Annotated in this window: 19 protein-coding genes and 1 tRNA gene; 11 read left to right on the forward strand and 9 right to left on the reverse strand. The window is 72.8% G+C overall.

Annotated elements, in window-relative coordinates; all coding sequences use genetic code 11:
- Nucleotides 1-127: 127 nt before the first annotated feature.
- From ACGFZP_RS17665 to ACGFZP_RS17675, 3 genes are all read right to left on the reverse strand, one after another.
- Nucleotides 128-3,058: a Z1 domain-containing protein gene (locus ACGFZP_RS17665; protein ID WP_392934641.1), complete on the reverse strand. Its 2,931-nt coding sequence runs from the start codon at nt 3,056-3,058 to the stop codon at nt 128-130.
- A gap of 108 nt (nt 3,059-3,166) precedes the next feature.
- Nucleotides 3,167-4,705 (reverse strand): ATP-binding protein, encoded by a 1,539-nt coding sequence (locus tag ACGFZP_RS17670; protein WP_392933552.1) that lies wholly within the window; start codon nt 4,703-4,705, stop codon nt 3,167-3,169.
- A gap of 251 nt (nt 4,706-4,956) precedes the next feature.
- Nucleotides 4,957-5,041 (reverse strand) — tRNA-Leu (locus ACGFZP_RS17675).
- Nucleotides 5,042-5,288: 247 nt separating this feature from the next.
- Between ACGFZP_RS17675 and ACGFZP_RS17680 the strand changes: the two genes are divergently transcribed.
- From ACGFZP_RS17680 to ACGFZP_RS17690, 3 genes are all read left to right on the forward strand, one after another.
- Nucleotides 5,289-6,614: a M20/M25/M40 family metallo-hydrolase gene (locus ACGFZP_RS17680; protein WP_392933554.1), complete on the forward strand. Its 1,326-nt coding sequence runs from the start codon at nt 5,289-5,291 to the stop codon at nt 6,612-6,614.
- Nucleotides 6,615-6,896: 282 nt separating this feature from the next.
- Nucleotides 6,897-7,139, forward strand: coding sequence for a chaplin (locus ACGFZP_RS17685; protein ID WP_387949580.1), 243 nt, complete (start codon nt 6,897-6,899; stop codon nt 7,137-7,139).
- A gap of 299 nt (nt 7,140-7,438) precedes the next feature.
- A complete protein-coding gene (locus ACGFZP_RS17690; RefSeq protein WP_392933556.1) occupies nt 7,439-8,335 on the forward strand; it encodes a chaplin family protein in 897 nt (298 codons plus the stop codon).
- 302 nt (nt 8,336-8,637) lie between these two features.
- Here the strand turns inward: ACGFZP_RS17690 and ACGFZP_RS17695 are convergent, their stop codons facing one another.
- On the reverse strand, nt 8,638-8,847 hold the full coding sequence (locus ACGFZP_RS17695) for a DUF5703 family protein (protein WP_392933558.1): 210 nt from the start codon (nt 8,845-8,847) through the stop codon (nt 8,638-8,640).
- 331 nt (nt 8,848-9,178) lie between these two features.
- On the opposite strand from ACGFZP_RS17695, the gene ACGFZP_RS17700 reads away from it, so the two are divergent.
- Nucleotides 9,179-9,784, forward strand: a complete 606-nt coding sequence (locus ACGFZP_RS17700) for a hypothetical protein (protein WP_392933560.1) — start codon at nt 9,179-9,181, stop codon at nt 9,782-9,784.
- Between the two features lie 157 nt (nt 9,785-9,941).
- Here ACGFZP_RS17700 and ACGFZP_RS17705 read toward each other — a convergent pair whose 3' ends face one another.
- The 4 genes from ACGFZP_RS17705 to ACGFZP_RS17720 form a co-directional block, all read right to left on the reverse strand.
- The gene (locus ACGFZP_RS17705) at nt 9,942-10,550 is read right to left on the reverse strand and encodes an ester cyclase (protein WP_392933563.1); all 609 of its coding nucleotides are present in this window, start codon (nt 10,548-10,550) and stop codon (nt 9,942-9,944) included.
- A 65-nt stretch (nt 10,551-10,615) separates the two neighbouring features.
- Nucleotides 10,616-11,398 (reverse strand): SDR family NAD(P)-dependent oxidoreductase, encoded by a 783-nt coding sequence (locus ACGFZP_RS17710; protein WP_392933566.1) that lies wholly within the window; start codon nt 11,396-11,398, stop codon nt 10,616-10,618.
- A 267-nt stretch (nt 11,399-11,665) separates the two neighbouring features.
- The gene (locus tag ACGFZP_RS17715; protein WP_392933569.1) at nt 11,666-13,852 is read right to left on the reverse strand and encodes a helix-hairpin-helix domain-containing protein; all 2,187 of its coding nucleotides are present in this window, start codon (nt 13,850-13,852) and stop codon (nt 11,666-11,668) included.
- Nucleotides 13,853-13,972: 120 nt separating this feature from the next.
- Nucleotides 13,973-14,953 (reverse strand): aldo/keto reductase, encoded by a 981-nt coding sequence (locus ACGFZP_RS17720; protein WP_392933572.1) that lies wholly within the window; start codon nt 14,951-14,953, stop codon nt 13,973-13,975.
- 292 nt (nt 14,954-15,245) lie between these two features.
- On the opposite strand from ACGFZP_RS17720, the gene ACGFZP_RS17725 reads away from it, so the two are divergent.
- Entirely contained in the window at nt 15,246-16,292 is a 1,047-nt protein-coding gene (locus tag ACGFZP_RS17725) for an LLM class F420-dependent oxidoreductase (RefSeq protein ID WP_392933574.1), read from the forward strand.
- 47 nt (nt 16,293-16,339) lie between these two features.
- Here the strand turns inward: ACGFZP_RS17725 and ACGFZP_RS17730 are convergent, their stop codons facing one another.
- Entirely contained in the window at nt 16,340-17,332 is a 993-nt protein-coding gene (locus tag ACGFZP_RS17730; RefSeq protein ID WP_392933576.1) for a magnesium and cobalt transport protein CorA, read from the reverse strand.
- Nucleotides 17,333-17,512: 180 nt separating this feature from the next.
- Between ACGFZP_RS17730 and ACGFZP_RS17735 the strand changes: the two genes are divergently transcribed.
- The 6 genes from ACGFZP_RS17735 (at nt 17,513) to mshC (ending at nt 23,504) form a co-directional block, all read left to right on the forward strand.
- Nucleotides 17,513-18,211 carry a histidine phosphatase family protein gene (locus ACGFZP_RS17735; RefSeq protein ID WP_392933579.1) on the forward strand — a complete coding sequence of 233 codons (699 nt, stop codon included), beginning with the start codon at nt 17,513-17,515 and terminating at the stop codon, nt 18,209-18,211.
- A 327-nt stretch (nt 18,212-18,538) separates the two neighbouring features.
- The gene (locus ACGFZP_RS17740; RefSeq protein ID WP_392933581.1) at nt 18,539-19,111 is read left to right on the forward strand and encodes a DUF3090 family protein; all 573 of its coding nucleotides are present in this window, start codon (nt 18,539-18,541) and stop codon (nt 19,109-19,111) included.
- The gene (locus tag ACGFZP_RS17745) at nt 19,081-19,953 is read left to right on the forward strand and encodes an SCO1664 family protein (RefSeq protein ID WP_392933583.1); all 873 of its coding nucleotides are present in this window, start codon (nt 19,081-19,083) and stop codon (nt 19,951-19,953) included. The genes ACGFZP_RS17740 and ACGFZP_RS17745 overlap by 31 nt, the downstream gene beginning before the upstream one ends.
- Before the next feature lie 181 nt (nt 19,954-20,134).
- Entirely contained in the window at nt 20,135-21,043 is a 909-nt protein-coding gene (locus tag ACGFZP_RS17750) for a helix-turn-helix domain-containing protein (RefSeq protein WP_392933586.1), read from the forward strand.
- A gap of 130 nt (nt 21,044-21,173) precedes the next feature.
- Nucleotides 21,174-22,055: a carbohydrate-binding protein gene (locus ACGFZP_RS17755; RefSeq protein ID WP_392933588.1), complete on the forward strand. Its 882-nt coding sequence runs from the start codon at nt 21,174-21,176 to the stop codon at nt 22,053-22,055.
- Nucleotides 22,056-22,274: 219 nt separating this feature from the next.
- The gene (mshC, locus tag ACGFZP_RS17760) at nt 22,275-23,504 is read left to right on the forward strand and encodes a cysteine--1-D-myo-inosityl 2-amino-2-deoxy-alpha-D-glucopyranoside ligase (protein ID WP_392933591.1); all 1,230 of its coding nucleotides are present in this window, start codon (nt 22,275-22,277) and stop codon (nt 23,502-23,504) included.
- The last annotated feature ends 67 nt before the right edge of the window (nt 23,505-23,571 follow it).

Below are 23,571 nucleotides of genomic sequence, written 5' to 3' on the forward strand. Positions count from 1 at the left end.
GTGGGGGGGGGGGGGGGGGGGGGGGGGGGGGGGGGGGGCGGGGGGGGGGGGGGGGGGGCGGGGGGGGGGGGGGGGGGGGGGGGGGCCCCCCCCCCCCGCCCCCCCCCACCCCCCTCGGCAGTCGTGCCTAGCGCGGCTGGCGATCCGTTCCCTGCACGGGAACCACCACCGCGCTGCTCTGGGAGGAGTCGATGGTGCGGAAGCGGATCAGTGGCCGACGGGGCGCGGCAGGGTCCGTCGCAGCCATGAAGCCGCAGGCCATCACGGTCTTGTGGGGGTCGGCGTGCCCGTTCGAAAGGCTGGCTGCGGCGCCGGGATCGAGCTCGATGACGGGATAGAGCAGGACGACGCCGCGGCGCGGCCGGGCGAACCGGGCAGCGGCGGAATCTGCCGCATCGGCGGCACGGCGGCCGGCAATGCGCTCCGGGGACTGCCGGTGTGCCATGCCGGAGATGCGGTTGAACGTGCCGCGCGGACCCCTGCTGCGCTGCACCAGGGTGAGCGGGGGGCTCCCCAGGATGCTGGCCTGCACCGACCCCGGGCCGGTGGTCTGCGGCGCGATGACGAGCCAGTCGTCGGTGCCGCAGCCCGATGGGCCGGGGTCCCTCAGGTATTCCAAGTGGGGTGCCATGAGATCCGGGCGGCCCCAGACGAGCTGCTCGAAGAGGACGAGCAGCTCGGAGTGCGGGAGGACAGCGGTCCTGGCCGTGAACCGCGTCTGCCTGCCCGAGCTCTCGGAGACATGGAGGAAGGGGTCGGCGGCCGGCTCCAGCCGATTCAGTACCGGAAGCCACAGTTCGCAGTTGCGGCGGAGTTCGGAGGCGGCCTTGGGATACGCACTCGGCTCGACCCATTCGCCAGGGGAGCGCACCTCGACGAGTTCCGCGTTGAACATCTTGGTCCGGCTCGACGGCTTCACCCAGGAGAGGTGCTGGGACACCAGTGGCGGGATCTGCGCGGGCGTGACCTGGGCGCGGCCGTCGACGGGCTCGGCGTAGCGGCGCAGCTGGGAGCGGAAGTCCTCCTCGTCGCGGCACACCGCCTCGAAGGCCTCGTAGAGGTCGACGGTCTTCTTCCCGATCTGCTCCGCCCTGCCGATGAACAGGCGGACGAGGTCCCGGTAGCCGTTGCGGAAGCCGAACCAGCGTCCCATCTGCATCAGGGTGTCGGCCTGGCTTGCCGTGCGGCGGTAGTAGGTCACGGTCAGCCCCTCGACGGTGAAGCCGCGGGAGAGCTTGGTGCCGCCGACGAGGATCTTCCAGATGTGGGGCTGGCCCTCGAAGTCGAGGTCGATCTGCTCGAAGTACCTGTCGCTGTCGCCGTTCACCACGACGACCGGGTTCCCGCCCCTGGCTACCAGCTGCCGTGCCGCGCTGACGTAGGGCTTCAACTCGGCATAGTCAGCGGGTACCGGCAGGTGTCCGGCCCGTGCCTCGGAGACAGGGCGGATGTCCTGGTCGAACAGCTTGGCGAGGCGCGCGTGGCCGCCGGGGCCGGTGTACTCGGCTTGGTGCCACATCGAGTTGATACGAAGGGCCAGTGCGCCGTGGTCGTCCGTCTTCACTGACTCGTGCACCAGCATGGTGTGGTGGCGGAAGGGCTCGTCCGGGACGTTGCGGTCAGCCCGGTAGAGCTTCATGGCGCCGGTGAGCAGGAAGGTGTCCATGGCCTCCTGGAGGCGGTCGTCGTCTGCGTAGATGCCGCGTACATGCGCCCGCTGGTGGGAGTCGGCGTAGGACTGCTGCGCGACAGGGGCCACCGGGTCGAAGTCGTGGAAGTCCTGTGCACCCATGTACCCCTGCGGGCGGGGAAGGGAGATGAGGAAGTCCCGGGGGAAGATGTCCTCGGCGTCGCTGGGGTCGATGAACACGTTGGCGAACGGCGTCGCCGTGTAGCCGATGTACTGGGCGCGCGGCAGCAGGCTGAGCAACTGGGATATCAGCCCGTTGATGGCCTTGCGCTCGGGCTTGCCGCTCTCCCACTTCTTCGGATCGGTGGTGTTGACGGATGCCTGGTCCGACTCGTCATCGATGATCAGCGCAGGGATCTCGTTGAGGATCGGTCCGATCTGCTTGAGGTCCTTGACGAGGCTGGTCAGGACTGACTTGTTCTTCTTGACGACCATCAGCCGCGCGGCCGCGCGGTACAGGTTCTCTGGATCGTGCAGCGGGCGGCGGCGGTCGTGCTTCTCGAACTCCAGCGCGCGGATGCCCTGGGCGAGACTCCGGTAGTCCTTGTCCCGGGTGGTCAGGCGCTCGATGTCGGGCAGCCCCCGCTGGGAGGGCCTTCCGCGGTGTGAGACGAAGAGGCCGGGCCAGTCGGCGTCCTCCTGGTAGTCGATACCGACCAGGGCGCCCGGGTCCTGGGGGTCGGCGCCGCGCAGGATGTTCTCCTGGCCCACGAGCTCCATGTCGAGGCGCCGCTGGGTCTGCCGCCGGAGCAGGTTGAGAGTCCCTCCGAGCACGATGACCAGCCGGTATCCGGAGTCGATGGCCTTGGCGGCGACACCGGTGAAGTTGGCGGTCTTACCGGACTGCACGTAGCCGACAACCAGGCCGCGGGCCGAATAGGCGGTTGTGCGCGTCGGATCCGAGAGCCGCTCGACAACCTGCTGGCTGGATTCGTCGAGGGCTGCAATCGCCTCGCCCTTCCAGCCCTTGGCCCGGAGGTGCTCGGCGTAGTGCTCCCAGTAGAAGGAGCGGGCAGCCGCTGTATCCCGGTTGAACCACGCCTCGTGCTCGGTGCTGATCACCGTGGCACCCGGTTCAGTGGGGACCGGCACCGCTGCCGTCAGCGACTTGCAGACGTCGGCATCGAGCCCGAGGCGGCCGTATGCGTCAGCGCGGCGCTCGCCGGTACGGGCGCCCGCCCCGCTCCAGTCCGGGGACTCCTGGAAGTCCCACTCCGACAGGTATTTCTCCCACAGCACCAGCAGCGGGTCGTCGGGTGCAGCCGCTATGAGGCGGTCGCGGAACTGCCCGGTGTGGGCCAGGGCGAGGTCGTCCTCCTCGGCCAGGGCGAATACGATCTTGTCGAGACGGCGCGGGCGGATGCCCATGGCGGCGAGAGCCCCCGTGTGCAGCTGCAGCACCTGGTCGGTCGCGGAAAGCACTGTTCCTGCCCTCCTGATTCCTGTGTTCGGTTCGGTCGGCGTACCGGCTGGCGGTCAGCGCTCTGCTTCGGAGCGCAGAGCTGCGATGAGTACGGTGTTCCAGAGATCTATCTCGTCCTGGAGCACGGACCGCAGCCGCTCCTTCTGGAAGATCTCGTTGAACGCCAGGTAGAGCGTGCTCTTGAGAAGCGGTGCATCGTTGAACGCTCCTCGCCGGTTTCCCAGAACGGCCTGGCGGTACGTCTTGTTGAGCCGGATCACGCGGCGGCTGCGGTCGATCTCGAAGAGCACGTCGGCAGGAAGCTGCTCCCAGAGGAATCCGATCGGGTCCGCGCCGGCGACCTGGGGAAGCTCCTCAACCAGGACGCGCTTCAGCCTGGGGTCGATGCCCCGGCCAGGCGGGATCGCGTCCTTGCGCTTCGGCTCACTGCGGCGTGCGGCTTCCCGGTAGACGGCTTCAGCCTCCTGCAGATAGCCGGAGAACGCGGTGCCGTTGGCGTCTGTCGCCTTCTCCAGGCCGCGGGAGAAGGCTGAATTGACCGTGACCCCGGCCTTCTTGACAGTCAGCGAGAAGACGCTGTTGGCGGTGCGAGGAAGGTCGATCTGGACGCGGGCGAGGCTGAGGTGCCCCTCTGCGCTGCGGTAGCTGTTCCACCCTCCGGCCTGGACCAGCCGGTCGTTGCGGTAGAAGTAGAAGCCCTGCCGCTCCTGGAGGGGGCCGATCCCCTTGTAGCCGACGCTCTGCTGCTTGGGCGGCCAGATGTGCGCCGTCAGCGGTACATCTCCGATGCCTTCGATGGGGGCGGTGAACTCGCGGGGGTAGCCGGCCTTGCCGGGGACGCGGTATCCGAAGGGGTCGATGGGCTCGACCGGCCGGTGGTCGTGCTCCTCGCGGGTCGTTGCCTCCTCGATGACGATGTCGATGTCGAGGGTGCCGCGGCCGAGGAACCGGTGCAGATAGAGCCCGAGGTATCCCTCAAGGCGGTCGATGGCCCGGTTGAGGTACTGGTCGGTATGGCCCTCTTCGATGGTGTCGAAGTCCCGGACACCGTCCCAGCGGACGATGGTCCCCTGCCAGCCGATGATCCCGTCGTACCGGTCGATCAGCCGCTGGCTGTACTCGGGACTGACGATGTCGCAGTGGAAGCCGTTCTTGGCGTTCTCGGTCAGCCAGCGGCGCCCGGCTGCCTTCGACCGCTTTGTCCGGCTGATCACGGTGAGCGAGTCCGCACACGACATGGAGGCCGCCTTGAGGCCGGTTCCGTACATGCCCAGCGCGGCGGCGGAGTACCGCTCCTGCCCGGCAACGGTCATGGCAGTGTCGAGCCCGCCGTCGTCCATGCCCGTGCCGTCGTCAATGACGAGGAGGCTTGAGAGGCGGTCGCCGTCCCGGAGGAAGACCACGGCCACCCGCTCGGCTCCGGCGTCGATGGAGTTGTCGATCAAGTCGGCGACCGCTGCCTCGAAGGAGTACCCCTGGCTGGCCAACGCATCGACATAGCGGGGGGACGGCGGCAGGCTCTTGCTGCCGTTGGTCGGGATGTCGAACTCCCAGCCGTCCCCGCTTGAGGTTCCGAGGGCTGTCGCGGCCATAGAGCTCCTTGGTCATGAACACGGCGTGCGCGCAGTGTGAAGAGGCGAAGACGCCGCTCATCATATGGAGTGCAAATGGGTGACCGCGGTGTTGTGCGGCGCTGGCGCAGTGGGGCGGCGGAGGGCTTCCCGCTCAGCACGGGCCTGCCGCTGCGCCGAGTGCGCATCCGGTCCACAGTGGCGGCCCGTACCGTCCGGACCAGCGAAAACAAAAGTGCGGGTCAGGATTTCTCCTGACCCGCACTGCACTGTGTCCGAGGGGGGACTTGAACCCCCACGCCCGATAAAGGGCACTAGCACCTCAAGCTAGCGCGTCTGCCATTCCGCCACCCGGACCGGGTGTTGTCCTTGCGGCCTCGTCGGCCGCGCTGACAGATGTAACTGTAGCAAAGATCGGGTTGTGCTCCCAAAACGGGTCGGGGAGGTGGAGTGGGGGTTGCGGCGGCGTGTCGCCGTGTTTCGTGGGGGTGGATCCGGGTGGGGGGCTGGGGGAGGATGGGCGGACGTGCTCGTACGACCTGGGTGCAGGTCCCGGGGGTGGCGCGCTGGTGCGTCCGTGCGGGCCAGAGACGAGGAGTGACCCGTGAGCGAGCAGCGGAGCGAGCCGAAGGTGACGGCTGAGTCGGAGGTCGCGGAGATCTGCCGGGATCTGATCCGGATCGACACCAGCAACTACGGCGACGGCTCCGGCCCGGGTGAGCGGAAGGCCGCCGAGTACGTGGCGGAGCAGCTCGCCGAGTTCGGTCTGGAGCCGCAGATCTTCGAGTCGGCCAAGGGCCGGGCGTCGACGGTGGTCCGGATCGAGGGGGAGGACCGCTCCCGTCCGGGCCTGCTGATCCACGGCCACACCGACGTGGTGCCGGCCAACGCCGCGGACTGGACGTACGACCCCTTCGCCGGGGAGATCGCGGACGGCTGCGTCTGGGGGCGCGGTGCGGTCGACATGAAGGACATGGACGCGATGACCCTGGCGGTGGTCCGCGACCGGCTGCGCACCGGGCGCAAGCCCCCGCGGGACCTGGTGCTGGCCTTCGTCGCGGACGAGGAGGCGGGCGGCACGTACGGCGCGCGGTTCCTGGTGGACAAGCACCCGGACCTCTTCGAGGGTGTGACCGAGGGCATCGGCGAGGTCGGCGGCTTCTCGTTCACGGTGAACGACCAGGTCCGGCTGTACCTGGTCGAGACGGCCGAGAAGGGCATGCACTGGATGCGGCTCACGGTCGAGGGCCGGGCCGGGCACGGGTCGATGGAGAACGACGACAACGCCATCACCGAGCTGTGCGAGGCGGTGGCGCGGCTGGGGCGGCACAAGTTCCCGCTGCGGATCACCAAGACCGTCCGGGCCTTCCTGGACGAGCTCTCCGACGCGCTCGGGGTCAAGCTCGACCCGGAGAACATGGACGAGACGCTGCGGGTGCTCGGCGGCATCGCCAAGATGATCGGCACCACGCTGCGCAACACCGCCCAGCCGACCATGCTCGGGGCCGGCTACAAGGTGAACGTGATCCCCGGGCAGGCGACGGCGCACGTGGACGGGCGCTTCCTGCCCGGATTCGAGGAGGAGTTCCTGGCCGAGCTGGACAGCGTGCTCGGCCCGCGCGTGAAGCGGGAGAGCCTGCACTCGGACAAGGCGATCGAGACCAGCTTCGACGGGGCGCTGGTGGAGGCGATGCAGACCGCGCTGCAGGCGGAGGACCCGATCGCGCGCGCGGTGCCGTACTGCCTCTCGGGCGGGACGGACGCCAAGTCGTTCCAGGACCTCGGCATCCGCTGCTTCGGCTTCGCGCCGCTGCAGCTGCCGCCGGAGCTGGACTTCGCCGGGATGTTCCACGGCGTGGACGAGCGGGTGCCGGTGGACGGGCTGAAGTTCGGCGTCCGGGTGCTGGACCGGTTCCTCGACGCCTGCTGAGCGCGGCGGGTGCAGTGCGCCGACGGCCCGTCCCCGGGTGCCGGGGGCGGGCCGTCCGCGCAGGCCCGCGGGGCAGCCGTCAGCATTGTCCGAGCTAATGATTTGGGGCAGTCCGAAGGAGATCAAGAGAAACGATTCCTCTGGGAATTCCGGGTCGACCGTGTGTGCGACGAATCACCGTTGCGGGTGAATGGGGAAAGCCCTCCGTACCCCGTTTGCCACACCCTCGTTCACTCCTATGCAGCCCGCCGAACGGGTTGCGTTGTCCATACAGGAGGAATGATGAAGGTCAAGAAGATCGCCGCTGTTGCCGCTGCCACCGGTGGCCTGGTGCTCGCCGCGGCCGGTGTCGCGTCCGCCCACGGCGGCGCCGCCGCCAACGGCGTGGCCGCCGGCTCCCCGGGCGTCGTTTCGGGCAACCAGGTCCAGATCCCGGTCCACATCCCCGTGAACGTCTGCGGCAACACCATCAGCGTGATCGGCGTGCTGAACCCGGCGTTCGGCAACCACTGCGCCAACTTCTAAGCGCAGGTTGACCGCTTGATCGGCTGATCATCGGATCGACTCACTGTGCCCCCGGGTGGCGGACGCGCCGCCCCGGGGGCGCTTGTGTGTCCGGGGTCTGGTGGCCGCCCCCGGGGGCTCATGGACCCCGGGGTGTTCGTGCGTTCGGGCTGTAGCTCGATCAGGTGAAGCGGGTTTGGTCGGCTCAACCTCTCCCGACCGGCCTCGTTGTCCCGTGTGCAGTCGAATACCTCGCCCGTTATTCGGAAATTCCGACTTTCGGCAGGTCGTAACGTCGTCTCGATACGTCAGGGGAAAATATGAGGAATGTAGCCAAGAAGGGGATCCTCACGGCCGTGGCCACCGGCAGCGTGCTGGCCTCGACCGCCGGCTACGCCTACGCGGGCGCCGAAGCGCAGGGGGGTGCGGTCGGCTCGCCCGGCGTGGCCTCCGGCAACTCGGTGCAGGTGCCGGTCGACGTGCCGATCAACGCGTGCGGCAACACCGCCGACGTGATCGGCGCGTTGAACCCGGCGTTCGGCAACCGCTGCGCCAACGCCGACGGGCACGGCCGTTCCGGCCACCCCGCCTCGGGTTCGTCGGCCTCGGGTTCGTCGGCCTCCGGCACGGCCGCCGGGTCGCCCGGGGTCGTCTCCGGCAACAGCGTCCAGGCGCCGGTGCACATCCCGGTCAACGCCTGCGGCAACTCGGTCGACGTGGCCGGCGTCGGCAACCCGGCGTTCGGCAACGCCTGCGGCAACGAGGGCGCCCCGGTGGCCGCCCCGCCTGCCAAGCCGGACGACGACTGCCCGGAGGGCCACGGCTCCCACAACCCGCCGCCGCCCGGGACGAGCCAGCCGTCCACGCCCCCGCAGACCGGCGGGGAGACCACGCCCGGCAACCCGCGGACCGGCAACCCGTCCACCACCATCCCCGGAGCGCCCACGGGTACCGGCACGGCCGCCACGCCGTCCGCGAGCACGCCGGCCGCACCGTCGGCGGGCGGCGGTCAGGCCGGCCAGGGCGGGCAGAGCGGTCAGGCCGTGCCGGCCGCCGCCCGGCAGGCGAACGACACCGCCGCACACGGTCAGGCCGCCACCGGCAGCCAGCTGGCCTCGACCGGCGCCGGCAGCACCGAACTGATGGGTGCGGCCGGCCTGGCGCTGCTGCTCGGCGGCGGCGTCCTCTACCGCCGCGCCCGCGCCGGCGCCCGCTGAGCGGAGGAGTGGGCGGACGGATGGGATAGGCGGACGGCCTGAGCAGCCGCCGCGCCCACCGTCCGATCGACCCTGCGGCCCGCAACGGCGGGCCACGCCATGCGCCCGCGGCCGACCGGTTCCTCCGGCGGCCGCGGGCGTATTCGAGCCAAGAACGGGGCCAAGAACGGGGCCAAGAACGGGGCCAGGAGCGGGCCGGGAAGGCGAGTCCGGCAGACCGGTCCAGCAGCTGAGCTCAGCGCGCGCCCGTCGTGCGGTCGCAGCGGCAGGCCTCGGCCGGACGCCTCAGGGAGCCGGGCTCCTCACCAGCTCCGGACCTGCCGGATGATCCGCCGCCGCAGTAGCACCGTCCGGCTGCCGTCCGGGAACAGTCGCAGTCTGTCCAACTCCCAGTGCCCGTACTCGGCGTGCTCGGTGAGCAGTTGGCGCGCCGCGTTGCGGGTGGTACCGCGCGGCATGCGCAGCGACTGGTACTCGTACTCCGGCTGTCGGACCGACTTCGGTGGGGTCAAAACGCTCCTCCTGAGGGACACCTGCACGCAAGCGTACGGCCTGCCTCCGACAACCGGCCCGGGTATTTTCGGTCGTGCTCCGGCCGGCCCGGCGGACCGCACCCCTGACAGTGCATCAGCTCCGTTTCCGCTGCTGACGGGATACCCCGATCGCCGCCTGCGAAGCGGCACTCGAACGGCCCAACCGTGCCGTTTCCGCACACCACGCCTGGGGCGTGCGCGGTCACAGAACCACGCGGATCGGACATCAGGGGGGAAGTTGCGGTGAAATCGCGGGTGTAGGTGACAACCGCTGTGCGTACCGGCACCGAGGGGAGATAGCGTCTGCACCATGTCTGATGCCGCGCAGCCAACCCTTGCCGAGGTACGCGCCGCCGCCGAGGCGGTCAAGGCCGCCATCGATCGTCACCTGGAAGCGGTGTCAAGCCCCAACGCAGCGGACGATCCCGCCGTGTTCACCGCCTACGAGCAGCTGGCCACGGCGGCCATCGCCTACGACCAACTCCTCTACGAGGCCTACGACGAGGTGACCCCCTTCGAGGTCCCGGGCGACGAGGGCCCGGGCGGGTACCTCGGCCCCGAGCAGCCGGAGGCGATCAGTGTGCTGATCCGGCGCGACTACCACGTGGTCGACCCGAAGCGGCTGCGCGCCCAGGCCGAACGGCTGGAGGAGTCGCTGACCCCCGGCGGGGCCGGGACGGCCGGGGTCAACGCCGCGATCGGCGTGCTGTTCGGCGAGTACGAGCCGGACGAGATCGCCGCCCGCAGTGAGGAGTTCGGCCTGGAGGAGGGCGACTCGACGCTCTGGGTCGCGGCCGCCGAGCCGACCGAGCCGGGGGAGTGGCTGCCCGAGCCCTTCGAGCGCGCCGACCCGCAGCTGCTGATCTGCCGGTTCGACGTCAGCGAGGTCTACGACGACGAGGACCCGGACGACTGACCCTCCGGCTCCACCGCCCACCGTCCACGGTCCTCCTGCACGGCTCTCCCGCGCCACCCTCCTGCACCGTTCGCTGCGCCGCCAGGGGCGGTACCGGGGCACTCGTCCCGGTACCGCCCCGACCTGTGCGCCGCCCGTGTGTGCGGCCCGGGGCGGCTCAGTGGGCCGTCAGGACGCCGAGTTGGGTGAGCAGGGTCTGGTTGTCCTCGATGTGCCAGTCCTCGGTGATCCGCGTCGCGCCGACGTGCTGGATGTCGATCGCGTTGAACTCGACGCGCTGGCCGCGCCCCGCCACGCCGTCGAAGACGCCGGTGAAGTGGCCGCGGAAGACCAGCCGGGCGGTGATCCGGTCGCCGGTGATCAACAGGTCGGACAGCTCGCAGGTCAGGTCCGGCACGGCGGCCCGGAAGGCCCGGGAGGCGAAGGCGGGCCCGGCCGGGCCCTGGGGGCGACCGGCGGGGAGCGTGTTGTCGCGAAAGCCGTGGTCCACGGCGGCGTCGAGGTGGCGCTGCTCCCCGGTGTTCCAGAAGGTGTAGAGCTGCTGGGCGAGCCGGATCTCCTGGGCGGCCCGGCGGCTGCCGAGCGAGCCGTCGACGGTGAGGGCGAGCGGCTGGACGATCCCGGGCGAGCGGTCCACCAGACTCCAGGCCCGGACGCCGGCCGGGGGGCGGGCGTCGGCGGAGGTGGCGGTGCCCAGCGCGACCGCGGCGGCGGTCAGGCCGGCGAATCCGGCGGCGGCGATGCGAAGGCGGGTAGCTGTGCGCATGGTTTCGGACGTTTCTCTCGGGTGGCGGGGTCGGTAGCAGGCCCGGTGGCGGGGGCCGGCGGCGGTCAGAGCTGGCGCAGTGCGCCGCCGTCGACGGCCCACTCGGCGCCGGTCACCTGGCCGGCGAGCGGCGAGACCAGGTAGGCGATCACCCGGGCGACGTCCTCGGGCGTGCCGAGGCGGGCGCTCGGCAGGCGCCGGACCTCGTGGACGAAGTGGTCGATCGCCGCCTCGACCGGCAGGCCGAAGGAGTCGGCGAGCTGTTCGGCGAACCCGCCCGGCGCATCCCAGAGCCTGGTCCGGGTCGGGCCGGGCGAGACCACGGTGGAGCGGACGCCCCGCGGGCCGAACTCGGCCGCGAGCGACTTGGACAGCGAGAGCAGCGCGGTCTTGGCCGCCGCGTAGTCCACCAGTGGGCTGTCCGGCAGCCGGGCCGCCTCGCTGGCGACGTGCACCAGCGCGCCGCCGTTGCGCAGCAGGGCGGGCAGCGCGGCCCGGCTCATCCGCACCGCGGAGTGGAAGTTGAGGTCGAAGCCGGCCAGCCACTGCTCGTCGGTGACCTCCAGGAAGCCGGCCCGGGCGTCCAGCCCGCCGACGTTGTTGACCAGGGCGTCGAGCCGGCCGTGTTCGGCCAGCACCTGCTCGACGATCCGGTCGGCCGCACCCGGTTCGGTGACGTCGGCGGCCACCGCCCTTACCCGCGCACCGAGTTCCTCGACGCCGTCGGGCCGGCGGGCCACCCCGACCACGGTGGCGCCTTCGGCGGCCAGCAGGCGCACGGCGGCCTCGCCGATACCGGCGGAGGCTCCGGTGACGACCACCACCTTGTCGGTGAGCTGAAGATCCATCGGACGTACTCCTCGGTTCGCTGGGGGGTGTGCCTCCACCCTCCGCTGAACTGCGGGTATTCGTCCAAGGCATGGTTTCTACCAGTTGCATGAAGGTTGTTTATGGCACGGCGATGCCCGGGCGCCCTGGAGCGCCGGAGTGGGAAGTCGACGGGCCCGACTTCCGGTGCAGGGCGCAGGGCGCACCGGCAGGGGACCTCCGGGCATGCGAAACGGGCGGCCCCCCGGAGTCGGGGGACCGCCCGTCGGCGTGGCGCCGGTGCGGGGTCAGTACGCCTGGACGGCGTTCTCCGCGAGGATGGCGCGCAGGCGGGTGGTGCGGGGCTGGGCCGGCCGCTCGGTGACGGCCTGGAGCAGGGCCGGACCGGCCGCGTGGACCACCGAGAGGTGGCGCTCGCCGCGGCCGAACGCGGTGTAGACCCACTGCCGGGTGAGCGCGGTGCCCGCGTCCTCCGGCAGGACGACGACCGTGCCGGGCCAGCGGCGGCCGACCGCCTGGTGGACGGTCAGCGCCCAGCCGTGCCGCAGGCGGGCGGCCTCGGCGGGCGGGACGGTACGGCGGGAGCCGTCGGCGTACTCCAGGTGCAGGCCGGTGGCATCGCCGTCGACCACCCGGGCGGGGCGGGTGACGCCGGGCGCGGGGGAGTCGACCACCCGGTCACCCGGGTCGAAGCCGCCGAAGCGGCCGGGGCCCGGGTTGAGCCGGGCCTTCGCGGCGGAGTTGAGCGCCCGGGTGCCGGCGCCGCCGCCGTGGCCGGGGGTGAGCAGGACCACCTGCTCGGCGGGGATGCCGAGCGCGCGCGGGATGGAGTCGGTGAGCAGCTGGATGGCGCGGTGGACGGCCTCGCCGGCGTCCTTGGCGGTCAGGATGACCACCTCCTTGTCCGGTGCCTCGACCGGCTGGAGCTCGCCGATGCCGACGCCGGAGACCAGCTCGCCGATCGGACCGAAGTCCGGGGTGCGGGAGGCCACCGGCGGGCAGACCTTGGCGGCCAGCAGGTCGGCGAAGAACCGCCCGGGACCGGCCGACCAGAGCTGGCCCGGGTCGCCGCTGAGGACCAGGCGGGTGCCGTCGGCGAGCGACTCCAGGAGGGTCGCGGCCAGCTCGACGTCGAGCAGCGGGGCGTCCAGGACGACCAGCAGGTCGAGCGCCAGCGTCCCGTCGGGGGAGCGGCCGGGGCCGGCGGAGCCGGTCAGCAGGCCGGTGAGCGTGGCGACCTGGACGGCCGGCGCGTCGGCGTCGGCGGCCTCGGCGGCCAGCGCGGCGAAGGCGTCCCGGCCCTGGTCGGTCCAGGTGGCGGCCCAGGTGCGCAGCCCGAGGCCGGCGGCGGCCCGCAGCAGTGCGGCGGGCTCGGCCCGGGCGGCCTCACCGCCGGTGTGGGTGACCAGCGCGCTGTCGGCGACCGCCCGGATCAGGGCGGCCGCGGAGGAGGAGGGCGCGGCCGCCGCGGCGGCCTCCCACGCGGTCGGGCCGGGGGCGACGGGGACGGCCTCGGCCTCGCCGGCCACGCTGGGCTCGCCGGCCTCCTGGCCGTCCCCGCCACCGGCGTCGCCGGAGTCACCGGCGGTATCGGCGCTACCCGACCCGGAGTCCTCGACGTCCTCCGGGTCCTCGCCCGCCTGGAAGGTGGACATCAGCCGGACCAGGCCGTCCGCCAGGCTCTCCTCCGCCAGCGCCAGCCGCTCCAGTGCGAGCAGCGTCCGGGTCGGGGGCTCGTCGTCCTCGTCGTCGGACCCGGCCTTCGCCTCGGCGCCGGTCAGCTCCTCCTGGAAGGGCATCGCCCGGCCGTCGACCATCGCCGCCTGCAGGGCGGCCGCGGAGTCCGGCAGACCGAGGCGGTCGAGCCCGGCCGCGACCTCGCCGATCTCCACGGCGGAGTGCCCGCGCAGCGCGGCCTGCTCCAGCACCCACGGCACCAGCGCCTGGGCCCGGCGCGGGTCGCCCGGGCCGGCGGCGGGGCCGAGCAGCCCGCGGGCGAAGCCGTCCGCGTGCTCGGGGTGGACGCCGGGCAGCGAGAGGACCGCCCAGGGGTCGGAGCGCAGCTGTTCGGCGGCGCCGTCGCCGAACTCGGCCACGGCGGCGGGCGCGAGGTCGGTGGGCGCACCGCCGGCGGCCAGCACCTCGGCGGTGTCGCGCAGGGCCTGCGCCCGCTGCTCGTCCGTCCCGGCGCGGACCGGCCGGGCGCCGGCGGGGGCGGTCTCGCCGGAGGAGGCGGGTGCGGCGGACGTACCCGCGCCCTCGCCGGACTGCTTCCCGACCGCGCGGACGGCCTCCGCCAGCGCCGCGATGGCCGCCGCCTTGTCGGCCCCGCCGGTCCCGCCGTCCTGAGGCGTACCGTCCTGGGGCGCACCGACCTCCGGCGCACCCTCGTCGGTCACGCCGCCGTCCACCACGCCGTCCGCCGCCGCCCCGTCCGCCGTGCCGCCCGGAGCGTCGTTCTCCGTGTTGCCCATCGTCCGCTCCAAAAGGTCACTCCACAGCCGGGCACCGGTACCGCGGGCGCGAGCACGCGGCTGGTGCGGTCAAACGTCGTTCGTCACCGGGTGGCCCGAGCCCTGCGGGCCTGTCCGGCCCTAGAGCTCGCTCCACCCCTGGTCCGGGTACCGGTGCACCGGCGACGAGATGTCGTCGAGCGCACCGCGGATCTCACCCGGAAGCGTAAGCGCCTCCACTGACAGCGCCGCCTGCAGCTGCGCCGGCGTCCGCGCCCCGACCAGCGCGGCGGCGACACCGGGCCGGTCCCGCACCCAGGCGAGCGCCACCGCGAGCGGGCTGCTGGCCAGCCCGTCGGCCGCGGTGGCGACGGCGTCCACGATCCGCCGCGAGCGCTCCCCGAGGTAGGGCTGGACGAAGCCGGAGAGGTAGGGCGAGGCGCCGCGCGAGTCCTGCGGGACGCCGTGCCGGTACTTGCCGGTGAGCACGCCCCGCCCGAGCGGCGAGGCGGCGAGCAGCCCGACCCCGGCGTCCTGCGCGGCGGGCAGCGCCTCGCGCTCGATGCCGCGCTGGAGCAGCGAGTACTCCAGCTGCACGCCGGCCAGCGGCACCCGCCCGTGGTGGGCGCGCTGCCAGGTGGCGGCCTTGGCGAGCTGCCAGCCGCTGTAGTCGCAGACGCCGACGTAGCGGGCGCGCCCGGAGGCGACGGCGATGTCCAGGGCGCTCAGGGTCTCCTCGACGGGCGTCGTCGGGTCGAAGGCGTGCACCTGCCACAGGTCGACGTAGTCGGTGCCGAGCCGGCGCAGCGAGGCGTCCAGGGCGGCGAGCAGGTGGCCGCGCGAGCCGTCGAAGCGCCGGCCGGAGTCCGGAACGCTGCCCGCCTTGGTGGCGATGACGAGTTCGGAGCGGGGGATCAGATTGTCGGTGAGCCGGGAGATCAGGTACTCGGCGCCGCCGTCCGCGTAGACGTCGGCGGTGTCGACCAGGTTGCCGCCGGCGTCGACGAACTCCTTGAGCAGCTCGGCCGCCTCGTGCTCGTCGGTGTCACGGCCCCAGGTCATGGTGCCGAGGCCGAGTCGGGAGACCTGCAGCCCGGTACGGCCGAGGTGACGCTTTTCCATCGGGCGGGCCCTCCAGTGGCCGATTACGTCGACAGCGCCGGTACCGTCCGTGACACCGGTGGCGCCCGGAGGTCGGCAACGCCGGTGAACCCGGCAAACGCGCAGGTGGAAAGAGGCTCCCCCACGTCGGCTGAGCGTAGCGGCCGGGATCCGGACAGCTGCGCAGACCCGCAGGGCGGCCGTCGCGCGCCCGGCTCGCCGGAATGTGACCCGGCACACCGCTACCGGCCAGTAGCATGACCGCCGGGCGCGCGGTTACCCTCACGATCAACCGGACTGGAAGGCAGGGCACATGCGACTCGGCATCAACCTCGGCTACTGGGGACTCGGCATGGACGCCGACAACATCGCGGTGGCCCAGGAGGCCGACCGGCTGGGCTACTCGGTCTGCTGGGCGGCCGAGGCGTACGGCTCGGACGCGGCCACCGTGCTGTCGTTCGTCGCCGCCAGGACCGAGCGGATCGACGTCGGTTCGGCGATCTTCCAGATCCCGGCCCGCACCCCGGCGATGACCGCGATGACGGCCGCCACCCTGGACACCCTCTCCGGCGGGCGGTTCCGGCTCGGCCTCGGCGTCTCCGGCCCGCAGGTCTCCGAGGGCTGGTACGGCGTGAAGTTCGACAAGCCGCTCGCCCGCACCCGCGAGTACGTGGAGATCATCCGCAAGGCGATGTCCCGCGAGCGCCTCGTCCACGAGGGCGCCAACTGGACGCTGCCGCTGCCCGGCGGGCCCGGCAAGCCGATCAAGCTCACCGTGCACCCGGTGCGCGAGCACATCCCGCTGTACATCGCGGCGATCGGCCCGAAGAACCTGGAGCAGACCGGCGAGATCGCCGACGGCTGGCTCGGCATCTTCTTCGCCCCCGAGCACGCCGCGCTCTCGACCGACCCGCTGCGGGCCGGCCGCGCCAAGGCCGGGCAGACCCTGGAGGGCTTCGACCTCTGCCCGACCGTCACCATCGCGGTCGGCGAGGACATCAAGGCCGGCGCCGACGCCCAGCGCTCCTACGCCGCGCTCTACATCGGCGGCATGGGCAGCAAGGACAAGAACTTCTACAACCAGCTCACCCGGCGGATGGGCTACGAGCAGGCGGCGGACGAGATCCAGGAGAAGTACCTCGCCAAGGACTACGCGGGCGCCGCGGCCGCCGTCCCGCACGAGCTGATCGACGCCACCTCGCTGATCGGCGACACCGCCCGGATCGCCGACCGGATGCAGGCCTACGCCGAGGCCGGTGTCACCACGCTGACCCTGGCCCCGGCCGGATTCAGCCTGGAGGAGCGGGTGCAGGCGCTGCGCACCGGCGTCGAGGCCCTGGAGCGCGCCGGGCTGGCCTGAGCACATCGGGGGGCCCGAGGAAGATCCTCGGGCCCCCGATGCGGCGGCTACAGCCAGCCGTGCCGCTTGAACACCCGGTGGAGGACGGCGCAGACCAGCACCATCAGCCCCACCGCGGCCGGGTAGCCCCAGGGCTGGTGCAGTTCGGGCATGTGCTCGAAGTTCATGCCGTACACGCCCGCGATCATCGTCGGGACGGCGGCCAGCGCCGCCCACGCCGAGATCTTCCGCATGTCGTTGTTCTGCTGCACGCTGACCTGCGCCAGGTTGGCGCTGAGGATGTCGGACAGCAGCCGGTCCATGCCCTCCACCTGGTCGTTGGCCCGGGCCAGGTGGTCGGCGACGTCCCGCAGGTAGGGCAGCGCCTCGGGGCGGACGAACGGCACGCCGCCGCGCTCCAGGCGCAGCATCGGCTCGACCAGCGGGCCGGTGGCCCGGCGGACCGCGACCAGCTGGCGCTTGTAGCCGTAGATCCGGCCCGCGGTGTCCCGGCCGACCCGTCCGGGGGCGAAGACGTCGGCCTCCAGCTCGTCCAGGTCCGCCTGGAGGGCGGTGGCCACGTCGAGGTAGCCGTCCACCACGGTGTCGCAGACCGAGTGCAGCACCGCGCTCGGCCCGTACCGCAGGACGTCCGGCTGCTGCTCCAGCTCCGCCCGCAGCTCGCCGAGCGGGCTGTCGGCGCCGTGGCGGACCGTCATGACGTAGCAGTCGCCGAGGAAGATCATCACCTCGCCGGTGGTCACCGCGTGCCCGCCGGGGTGGTAGCCCACGGTCTTGAGCGCGACGAACAGCGAGTCCTGGTACGCCTCCACCTTGGGCCGCTGGTGGGCGCCGACGGCGTCCTCGACGGCCAGCGGGTGCAGCGAGAACTCCGTGCTGACCAGGTCCAGTTCCTCGGCCGTGGGCTCGAACAGGCCTATCCAGACGAAGCTGCCGTCGCCGGCCGCCCGCGCGGCGGCCAGGGCGTCCGAGTAGTCCTCGGGCCCCTCGATGCGGCGGCCGGCACGGTAGAGGGCGCAATGCACGATCATGCGGGCCATTGTGGCCGCTCGCGACGGGCGACGGCGCCATCTCCACCGGAAGCGCACACCCGCAGGCCGCCACCCCCGGCGGGCCCGCAGCGCGTCCCCGGCGGACCCCCGGGGGCCCGCGACCGGCCGCATCGTCGGCCCTGACCGCCGGACGCACCCGCCCGCGGGCGTTGTCGTACGCTAGGCCCCATGCCCACCCTGCTGCTCGTCCGCCACGGCCGCTCCACCGCGAACACCGCCGGAATCCTGGCCGGTTGGACACCCGGGGTGGACCTCGACGACACCGGGCGAGCCCAGGCCGAGGCGCTGGCCGGCCGGCTCGCCGGGATCCCGCTGGCGCAGGCAGTCAGCAGCCCGCTGGAGCGCTGTCGGCAGACCCTGGAACCGCTGCTCGCCGCCCGGCCCGAGCTGGGCGGCCCCGCCCAGGACGACCGCCTCGGCGAGTGCCACTACGGCGAGTGGACCGGCCGCCCGCTCGCCGAGCTGGCCGGGGAGCCGCTCTGGCGCACCGTCCAGGACCACGCGGCGGCGGCCGTCTTCCCCGGCGGGGAGTCGCTGCGCGAGCTGAGCCACCGCACGGTGAGCGCGGTGCGCGAGTGGAACGAGAAGATCGCCGCCGACCACGGCGAGGACGCGGTCTGGATCGCCTGCTCGCACGGCGATGTGATCAAGGCGGTGGTGGCCGACGCGCTCGGCCTGCACCTGGACCACTTCCAGCGGATCAACGTCGATCCCTGCTCGGTCACTGCGATCCGCTACACCCCCCAGCGGCCCTTCGTGCTGAGAATGGGCGACACCGGAGACCTCGCCTCGCTGGCCCCCAGGCCCGGCGGCGGGGGCGCCCCGGCGGGCGACGCGGTGGTCGGCGGCGCCACCGGCACGGCCTGAGCCGGTCACCCCGGCCGGCCCCCGCGTCAACCGGCCTGCGTCGACCTCCTCGCGTCAACCGCCCTGCGTCCGTCGGCCCGCGTCAACGGCCCCGCGTCAACGGCCCCGCGCCCACCGCCCCGGTCGCTCGCCCGACCACCCGGCCCCCGGGCCGTGCATCGACCCGCCCGGGGCAGGTCACCCGCCCGTAACGGGCGCGGCGCCCCGGGCCCGGCCCGGAAGTCGTAGGGTGACTAACGAGCCCGCGCAGGGGCCCAGCCCGTCACGTCCAGTCCAGCCACGACGTCGGAAGACGTCGGAACGATCGAAACGATCCGGAGCGAGAGCGTGCCCCGTCAGGTCTTCTTCTACGACCAGCCCGAACGGTTCGTGGCCGGTACCGTCGGCCAGCCCGGCGCCCGGGCGTTCTACCTGCAGGCCAGCGCCCGGGGCCGGATCACCAGCGTGCTGCTGGAGAAGACCCAGGTCGCCGCGTTGGCCGAGCGGATAGAGGAGGTCCTCGACGAGGCCCTGCGGCGCAGCGGCGGCGACGCCGCGATCCCCGCCGCCGCCCCGGTCGACCTGCTCGACACCGCCCCGCTCGACCTGCCGCTGGAACAGGAGTTCCGGGTCGGCACCATGGCACTGGCCTGGGACAGCGTCGACGCCTGCCTGGTGGTCGAGGCCCAGGCGGTGGTCGAGGAGGAGGAAGAGGGCGAGGAGGCCGCCGAGGCCGTCTTCGAGGACGACGAGAACGGCCCCGACATGCTCCGGGTCCGGCTCTCCGGTGCGATGGCCCGGGTGTTCGCCAAGCGGGCGCTGGACCTGGTCGCGGCCGGCCGCAAGCCCTGCCCCTTCTGCAACCTGCCGCTCGACCCGGAGGGCCACCTGTGCCCGCGCGCGAACGGGTACCGGCGCTGAACACCGACACCCCGCCCCAGGCCGACCCGGTGGCCGGCGCCGCCCTGGCCGCCGACGTGCCGACCGCGCTGAGCCTGCTGCGCGAGGGCGAACTCACCGTCCACGGGCGGCTCGCCGACGCCTCCAACGCCGCGCTGTACTGCAGCGTCAGCGCGGACGGACGGTCCGCGCAGGCCGTCTACAAGCCGGTGGCCGGCGAACGCCCGCTCTGGGACTTCCCCGACGGCACGCTGGCCGGCCGCGAGGTCGCCGCCTACGAACTCGCCGCCGCCACCGGCTGGGCGCTGATCCCGCCCACCGTGCTGCGCGACGGCCCGCACGGGCCCGGCATGGTGCAGCTCTGGGTCGAGCCCGACCCCGGGGCGGACCCGCTGCTCGCCCTCCAGGACCCGGCCGGCCCGGAGGCCGGCTGGCTGCCGATCGTCCGCGCCGACGTCGGCGACGGGCGCACCGCGCTGCTGGTCCACCCGGACGACCGGCGACTGCGCCGGCTCGCCGTCCTGGACGCCGTCCTCAACAACGCCGACCGCAAGGGCGGCCACCTGATCGCCGCCGCCGACGGCCGGATCTACGGCATCGACCACGGGGTCACCTTCAACACCGAGGGCAAGCTGCGGACCCTGCTCTGGGGCTGGGCCGGGGAGCCGCTGCCCGACGAGGCGGTGGAGGTGCTGGCCGACCTGGCCGGGCAGCTGGACGGCGCGCTCGGCGAACGGCTCGCCCCGCACCTCACCGCGGCCGAACTCGCCGCCGCCCGCGCCCGGATCGCCGAGCTGCGCCGCACCGGCCGCCACCCGCTGCCGTCCGAGGAGTGGCCCGCCATCCCCTGGCCGCCCATCTAGCCTCCGCAGGGCATGGCCGGGGCCCCGGTCCGGGGGCCGCTCCCGGGTTGGGGCGTGTATTGGTCTGGACCGGTGCGGTGAACCGGTCGCACACTGCTCCGATGAACGAGCGACGGACGACCCCGGACCGGGCCCGGACCACCCCCGCCCCGGCTCCGGCCATCCCTTCCCGGACCGCGCCGTGAACGCCGCCCGCGCACTGGACCTGCCGCTGCACCGCTTACAGGTCCCGCTGCCGCACCTGCTGCCGTTCGCGACCGGCACCTTCGACACCATCGGCCCGCTCTCCCGGGCCGGCTTCCCCCACCGGCACTCCTTCTACGAGATCGTCCTGGTCACCGGCGGCCGCGGCGCCCACGTCGTGGACCTGGTCCACCGGCCGCTGCAGCCGCCCCAGTTGTGCGTCATCACCCCCGGCCAGGTGCACTACTGGGACGACGCGGACGACCTGGCCGGGCATGTCGTCCTGTTCAACGAGGACTTCCTGCTCTCCAGCCCCCGGGACCTCGCCGCGCTGCGCACCCTGGCCGCCCGGCCCGGACTGCGGCTCGGTGAGCAGGCCGCCCCGATCATCGCGCTGCTGGCGGACATGGAGCACGAGTTCCGGTCCCGCCCGCCCGGCTACCGGGGCGTGCTCCAGGCCCTCCTGCACGTTCTGATCGTCCGCGCGCTGCGCGCCCGGGCCCCCGAGGAGGGCGCCGCCGCGCCCGGCCGTCCGGCCGAACTGGCCGCCGCCTTCACCAGGTTGGTCGCCGAACCGGGCGGGGTGCGGCGCTCGGTGGGCTCCTGCGCCCAGGAGTTGGGGGTCTCGCCCGGCTATCTGCACACCCTGGTCAAGCAGTCCACCGGCCGCACCCCCGGCCGGCTGATCCGCCAGCAGCAGACCCTGGAGGCCAAACGGCTGCTCGCCTGCACCGAACTGACGGTCCGCCAGATCGCCCGGGAGGCCGGCTTCGACGACCCGGCGTACTTCTGCCGCTTCTTCCGGCGGGAGACCGGCATGACGCCGGGGGAGTTCCGCGCCCGGGTCGGAGGAAATCACCACGATCCCCGGATCGGGTCCATCGCGGCGGCTCCGGACGGCCCGTAGGTTTCCTACTGGCCGCCGGTGGCCGCCCGCTGCGGAGGGCGGCCGCTGGCCCGGCCCTTGTCATGCCCCCACCATGACAAGGGCCGACCCCCGCATCCCCCCACGTCTTTCTCAGCGAAGGAGTCGGCGCATGCCCGCACCCGAAGAGCCCGCGACCGGGCCGGAGGGCCTGATCGACCGCCGGATCACCCGCAAGACCGTCCTGAAGGCCGCCGCCGTCCTCGGCACCGCCCCGCTGCTGATCGGCGGCGGCGTGGCCCTCGCCCGCGACCGGGTCGGCACCGGCGAGGCGCCCGGCCTGACCCCCGCCTGCCACGACGACGACGATCCGACCATCGAGCAGACCGAGGGCCCCTACTTCAAGCCGAACTCCCCGCTGCGCACCTCCCTGGTGACGGCGAACACCCCCGGCACCCGGCTCACCGTCAGCGGCTACGTCTTCGGCCGGGCCTGCCTGCCGATCGCCAACGTCCTGCTGGACTTCTGGCAGGCCGACGTCAACGGCGCCTACGACAACGTCGGCTTCACCTTCCGCGGCCACCAGTTCACCAACGCGCAGGGTGCCTTCACCCTCTCCACGATCGTCCCCGGCCTCTACCCGGGCCGCACCCGGCACATCCACGTGAAGGTCCAGGCCCCGGGCCGCCCGGTCCTCACCACCCAGCTGTACTTCCCCGGGGAGCCGCGCAACAGCACCGACACCATCTACGACGCGCGGCTGCTGATGAACGTCCGTCAGGTCGGCTCGGCGAAGGAGGGCACCTACGACTTCGTCCTGAACGTCCCGCAGACCCCCACCACGCCGCCCACCAGCCCGAGCCCCACCACACCCACCACCCCGCCCACCACGCCGCCGACCACCCCGCCCGGCGGCAGCTGGACCGCGGGCACGCCCTACAACGCGGGCGACCGGGTCACCTACGCCGGCGCCTCCTACCGGTGCCTCCAGGCGCACACCGCCATCACCGGCTGGGAGCCGCCGAACGTGCCGGCCCTCTGGCAGCGCGTCTAGCGGCTCCGCGCGACTCCCGAGGGCCGGGCGCCCGGCCGGCGGCAGGGCCGGCCGGGCGCTCATCCCGGCATCCGACGCACCGTCGACTTATTCCCCGAAAGCCGTCCGAAAGCCGTCAATGGCTGGTCCTTATCAGTACGGAACCGCTCGGACAACGAATCCAGTCGATCTTGTGCACTGGTTAGGCTTTCAAATGTTCGCAAGGTTAAGGTCAGTCCCATGCATGCCTGGCCCGCCTCCGAGGTTCCCGCCCTGCCTGGTCAGGGGCTCCCCCTTCGTATCCACGACACCGCAGCGGGTTGTATCCGGGAGGTCGTGCCGCAGGACGGCACCGCCCGGATCTACGTCTGCGGCATCACCCCCTATGACGCGACCCACATGGGCCACGCCGCCACCTACAACGCGTTCGACCTGGTGCAGCGGGTGTGGAAGGACGCCGGCCACGACGTCCTCTACGTCCAGAACGTCACCGACGTGGACGACCCGCTGCTGGAGCGCGCCGTCGCCACCGGCCAGGACTGGACGGCGCTCGCCGAGCGCGAGACGGCGCTGTTCCGCGAGGACATGACCGCCCTGCGGCTGCTCCCGCCGGCCCACTACATCGGCGCCGTCGAGTCGATCCCGTGGATCGTCCCGCTGGTCCAGAAGCTGCTGGCGAGCGGCGCCGCGTACCGCGTCGACGGCGACATCTACTTCTCCGTCGAGTCGGACCCGCACTTCGGCGAGGTCTCCGGCCTCACGACCGAGGCCATGCGGCCGGTCTTCGCCGAGCGCGGCGGCGACCCGGACCGCCCGGGCAAGCGCCACCCGCTGGACGCCCTGCTCTGGCTCGCGGCCCGCCCCGGCGAGCCCGCCTGGGACACCGAGCTCGGCCACGGCCGCCCCGGCTGGCACATCGAGTGCGTGGCGATCGCCCTGAAGTTCCTCGGCATGTCCTTCGACATCCAGGGCGGCGGAAGCGACCTCTCCTTCCCGCACCACGAGATGGGCGCCGCCCACGCCCAGGTCGCCACCGGCCACCGCCCGTACGCCAAGGCCTACGTGCACGCCGGCATGGTCGGCCTGGACGGGCACAAGATGTCCAAGTCGCGCGGCAACCTGGTGTTCGTCTCCGCGCTCCGCCGCGAGGGCGTCGACCCGGCCGCGATCCGCCTCGCGCTGCTCTCGCACCACTACCGCGAGGACTGGGAGTGGACCAAGGGCACCCTGGACGAGGCCCTGGAGCGCCTCGCCCGCTGGCGTGCCGCGGTGTCCCGTCCGGACGGCCCGTCGGCCGAGGGGCTGCTCGCCGAGGTCCGCGAGGCGCTCGCCCACGACCTGGACGCACCCGCCGCGCTGGCCGCGGTCGACCGCTGGGCCGCCCGGCAGGAGTCCGAGGGCGGCACGGACATCGGCGCGCCGGGCCTGGTCTCGCGCACCGTGGACGCGCTGCTCGGCGTCGCACTCTAGGAGTCGCACCCCAGGGCTCGGGCCGGACCGGAGAACTCACACCGGACCGGCCCGAGCCCATGAGGGG

This window comes from Kitasatospora sp. NPDC048239 (genome assembly GCF_043202015.1).
In the GTDB taxonomy this organism is placed as follows: Bacteria; Actinomycetota; Actinomycetes; order Streptomycetales; family Streptomycetaceae; genus Kitasatospora.

Excerpts from the sequence above, each read along its gene's own strand:
- ACGFZP_RS17665 (WP_392934641.1), bottom strand. The coding sequence starts at position 3,058 with ATGGGCATCCGCCCGCGCCGTCTCGACAAGATCGTATTCGCCCTGGCC.
- ACGFZP_RS17670 (WP_392933552.1), bottom strand. The coding sequence starts at position 4,705 with ATGGCCGCGACAGCCCTCGGAACCTCAAGCGGGGACGGCTGGGAGTTC.
- ACGFZP_RS17685 (WP_387949580.1), top strand. The coding sequence starts at position 6,897 with ATGAAGGTCAAGAAGATCGCCGCTGTTGCCGCTGCCACCGGTGGCCTG.
- ACGFZP_RS17690 (WP_392933556.1), top strand. The coding sequence starts at position 7,439 with ATGAGGAATGTAGCCAAGAAGGGGATCCTCACGGCCGTGGCCACCGGC.
- ACGFZP_RS17700 (WP_392933560.1), top strand. The coding sequence starts at position 9,179 with ATGTCTGATGCCGCGCAGCCAACCCTTGCCGAGGTACGCGCCGCCGCC.
- ACGFZP_RS17705 (WP_392933563.1), bottom strand. The coding sequence starts at position 10,550 with ATGCGCACAGCTACCCGCCTTCGCATCGCCGCCGCCGGATTCGCCGGC.
- ACGFZP_RS17710 (WP_392933566.1), bottom strand. The coding sequence starts at position 11,398 with ATGGATCTTCAGCTCACCGACAAGGTGGTGGTCGTCACCGGAGCCTCC.
- ACGFZP_RS17715 (WP_392933569.1), bottom strand. The coding sequence starts at position 13,852 with ATGGGCAACACGGAGAACGACGCTCCGGGCGGCACGGCGGACGGGGCG.
- ACGFZP_RS17720 (WP_392933572.1), bottom strand. The coding sequence starts at position 14,953 with ATGGAAAAGCGTCACCTCGGCCGTACCGGGCTGCAGGTCTCCCGACTC.
- ACGFZP_RS17725 (WP_392933574.1), top strand. The coding sequence starts at position 15,246 with ATGCGACTCGGCATCAACCTCGGCTACTGGGGACTCGGCATGGACGCC.
- ACGFZP_RS17730 (WP_392933576.1), bottom strand. The coding sequence starts at position 17,332 with ATGGCCCGCATGATCGTGCATTGCGCCCTCTACCGTGCCGGCCGCCGC.
- ACGFZP_RS17735 (WP_392933579.1), top strand. The coding sequence starts at position 17,513 with ATGCCCACCCTGCTGCTCGTCCGCCACGGCCGCTCCACCGCGAACACC.
- ACGFZP_RS17755 (WP_392933588.1), top strand. The coding sequence starts at position 21,174 with ATGCCCGCACCCGAAGAGCCCGCGACCGGGCCGGAGGGCCTGATCGAC.
- mshC (WP_392933591.1), top strand. The coding sequence starts at position 22,275 with ATGCATGCCTGGCCCGCCTCCGAGGTTCCCGCCCTGCCTGGTCAGGGG.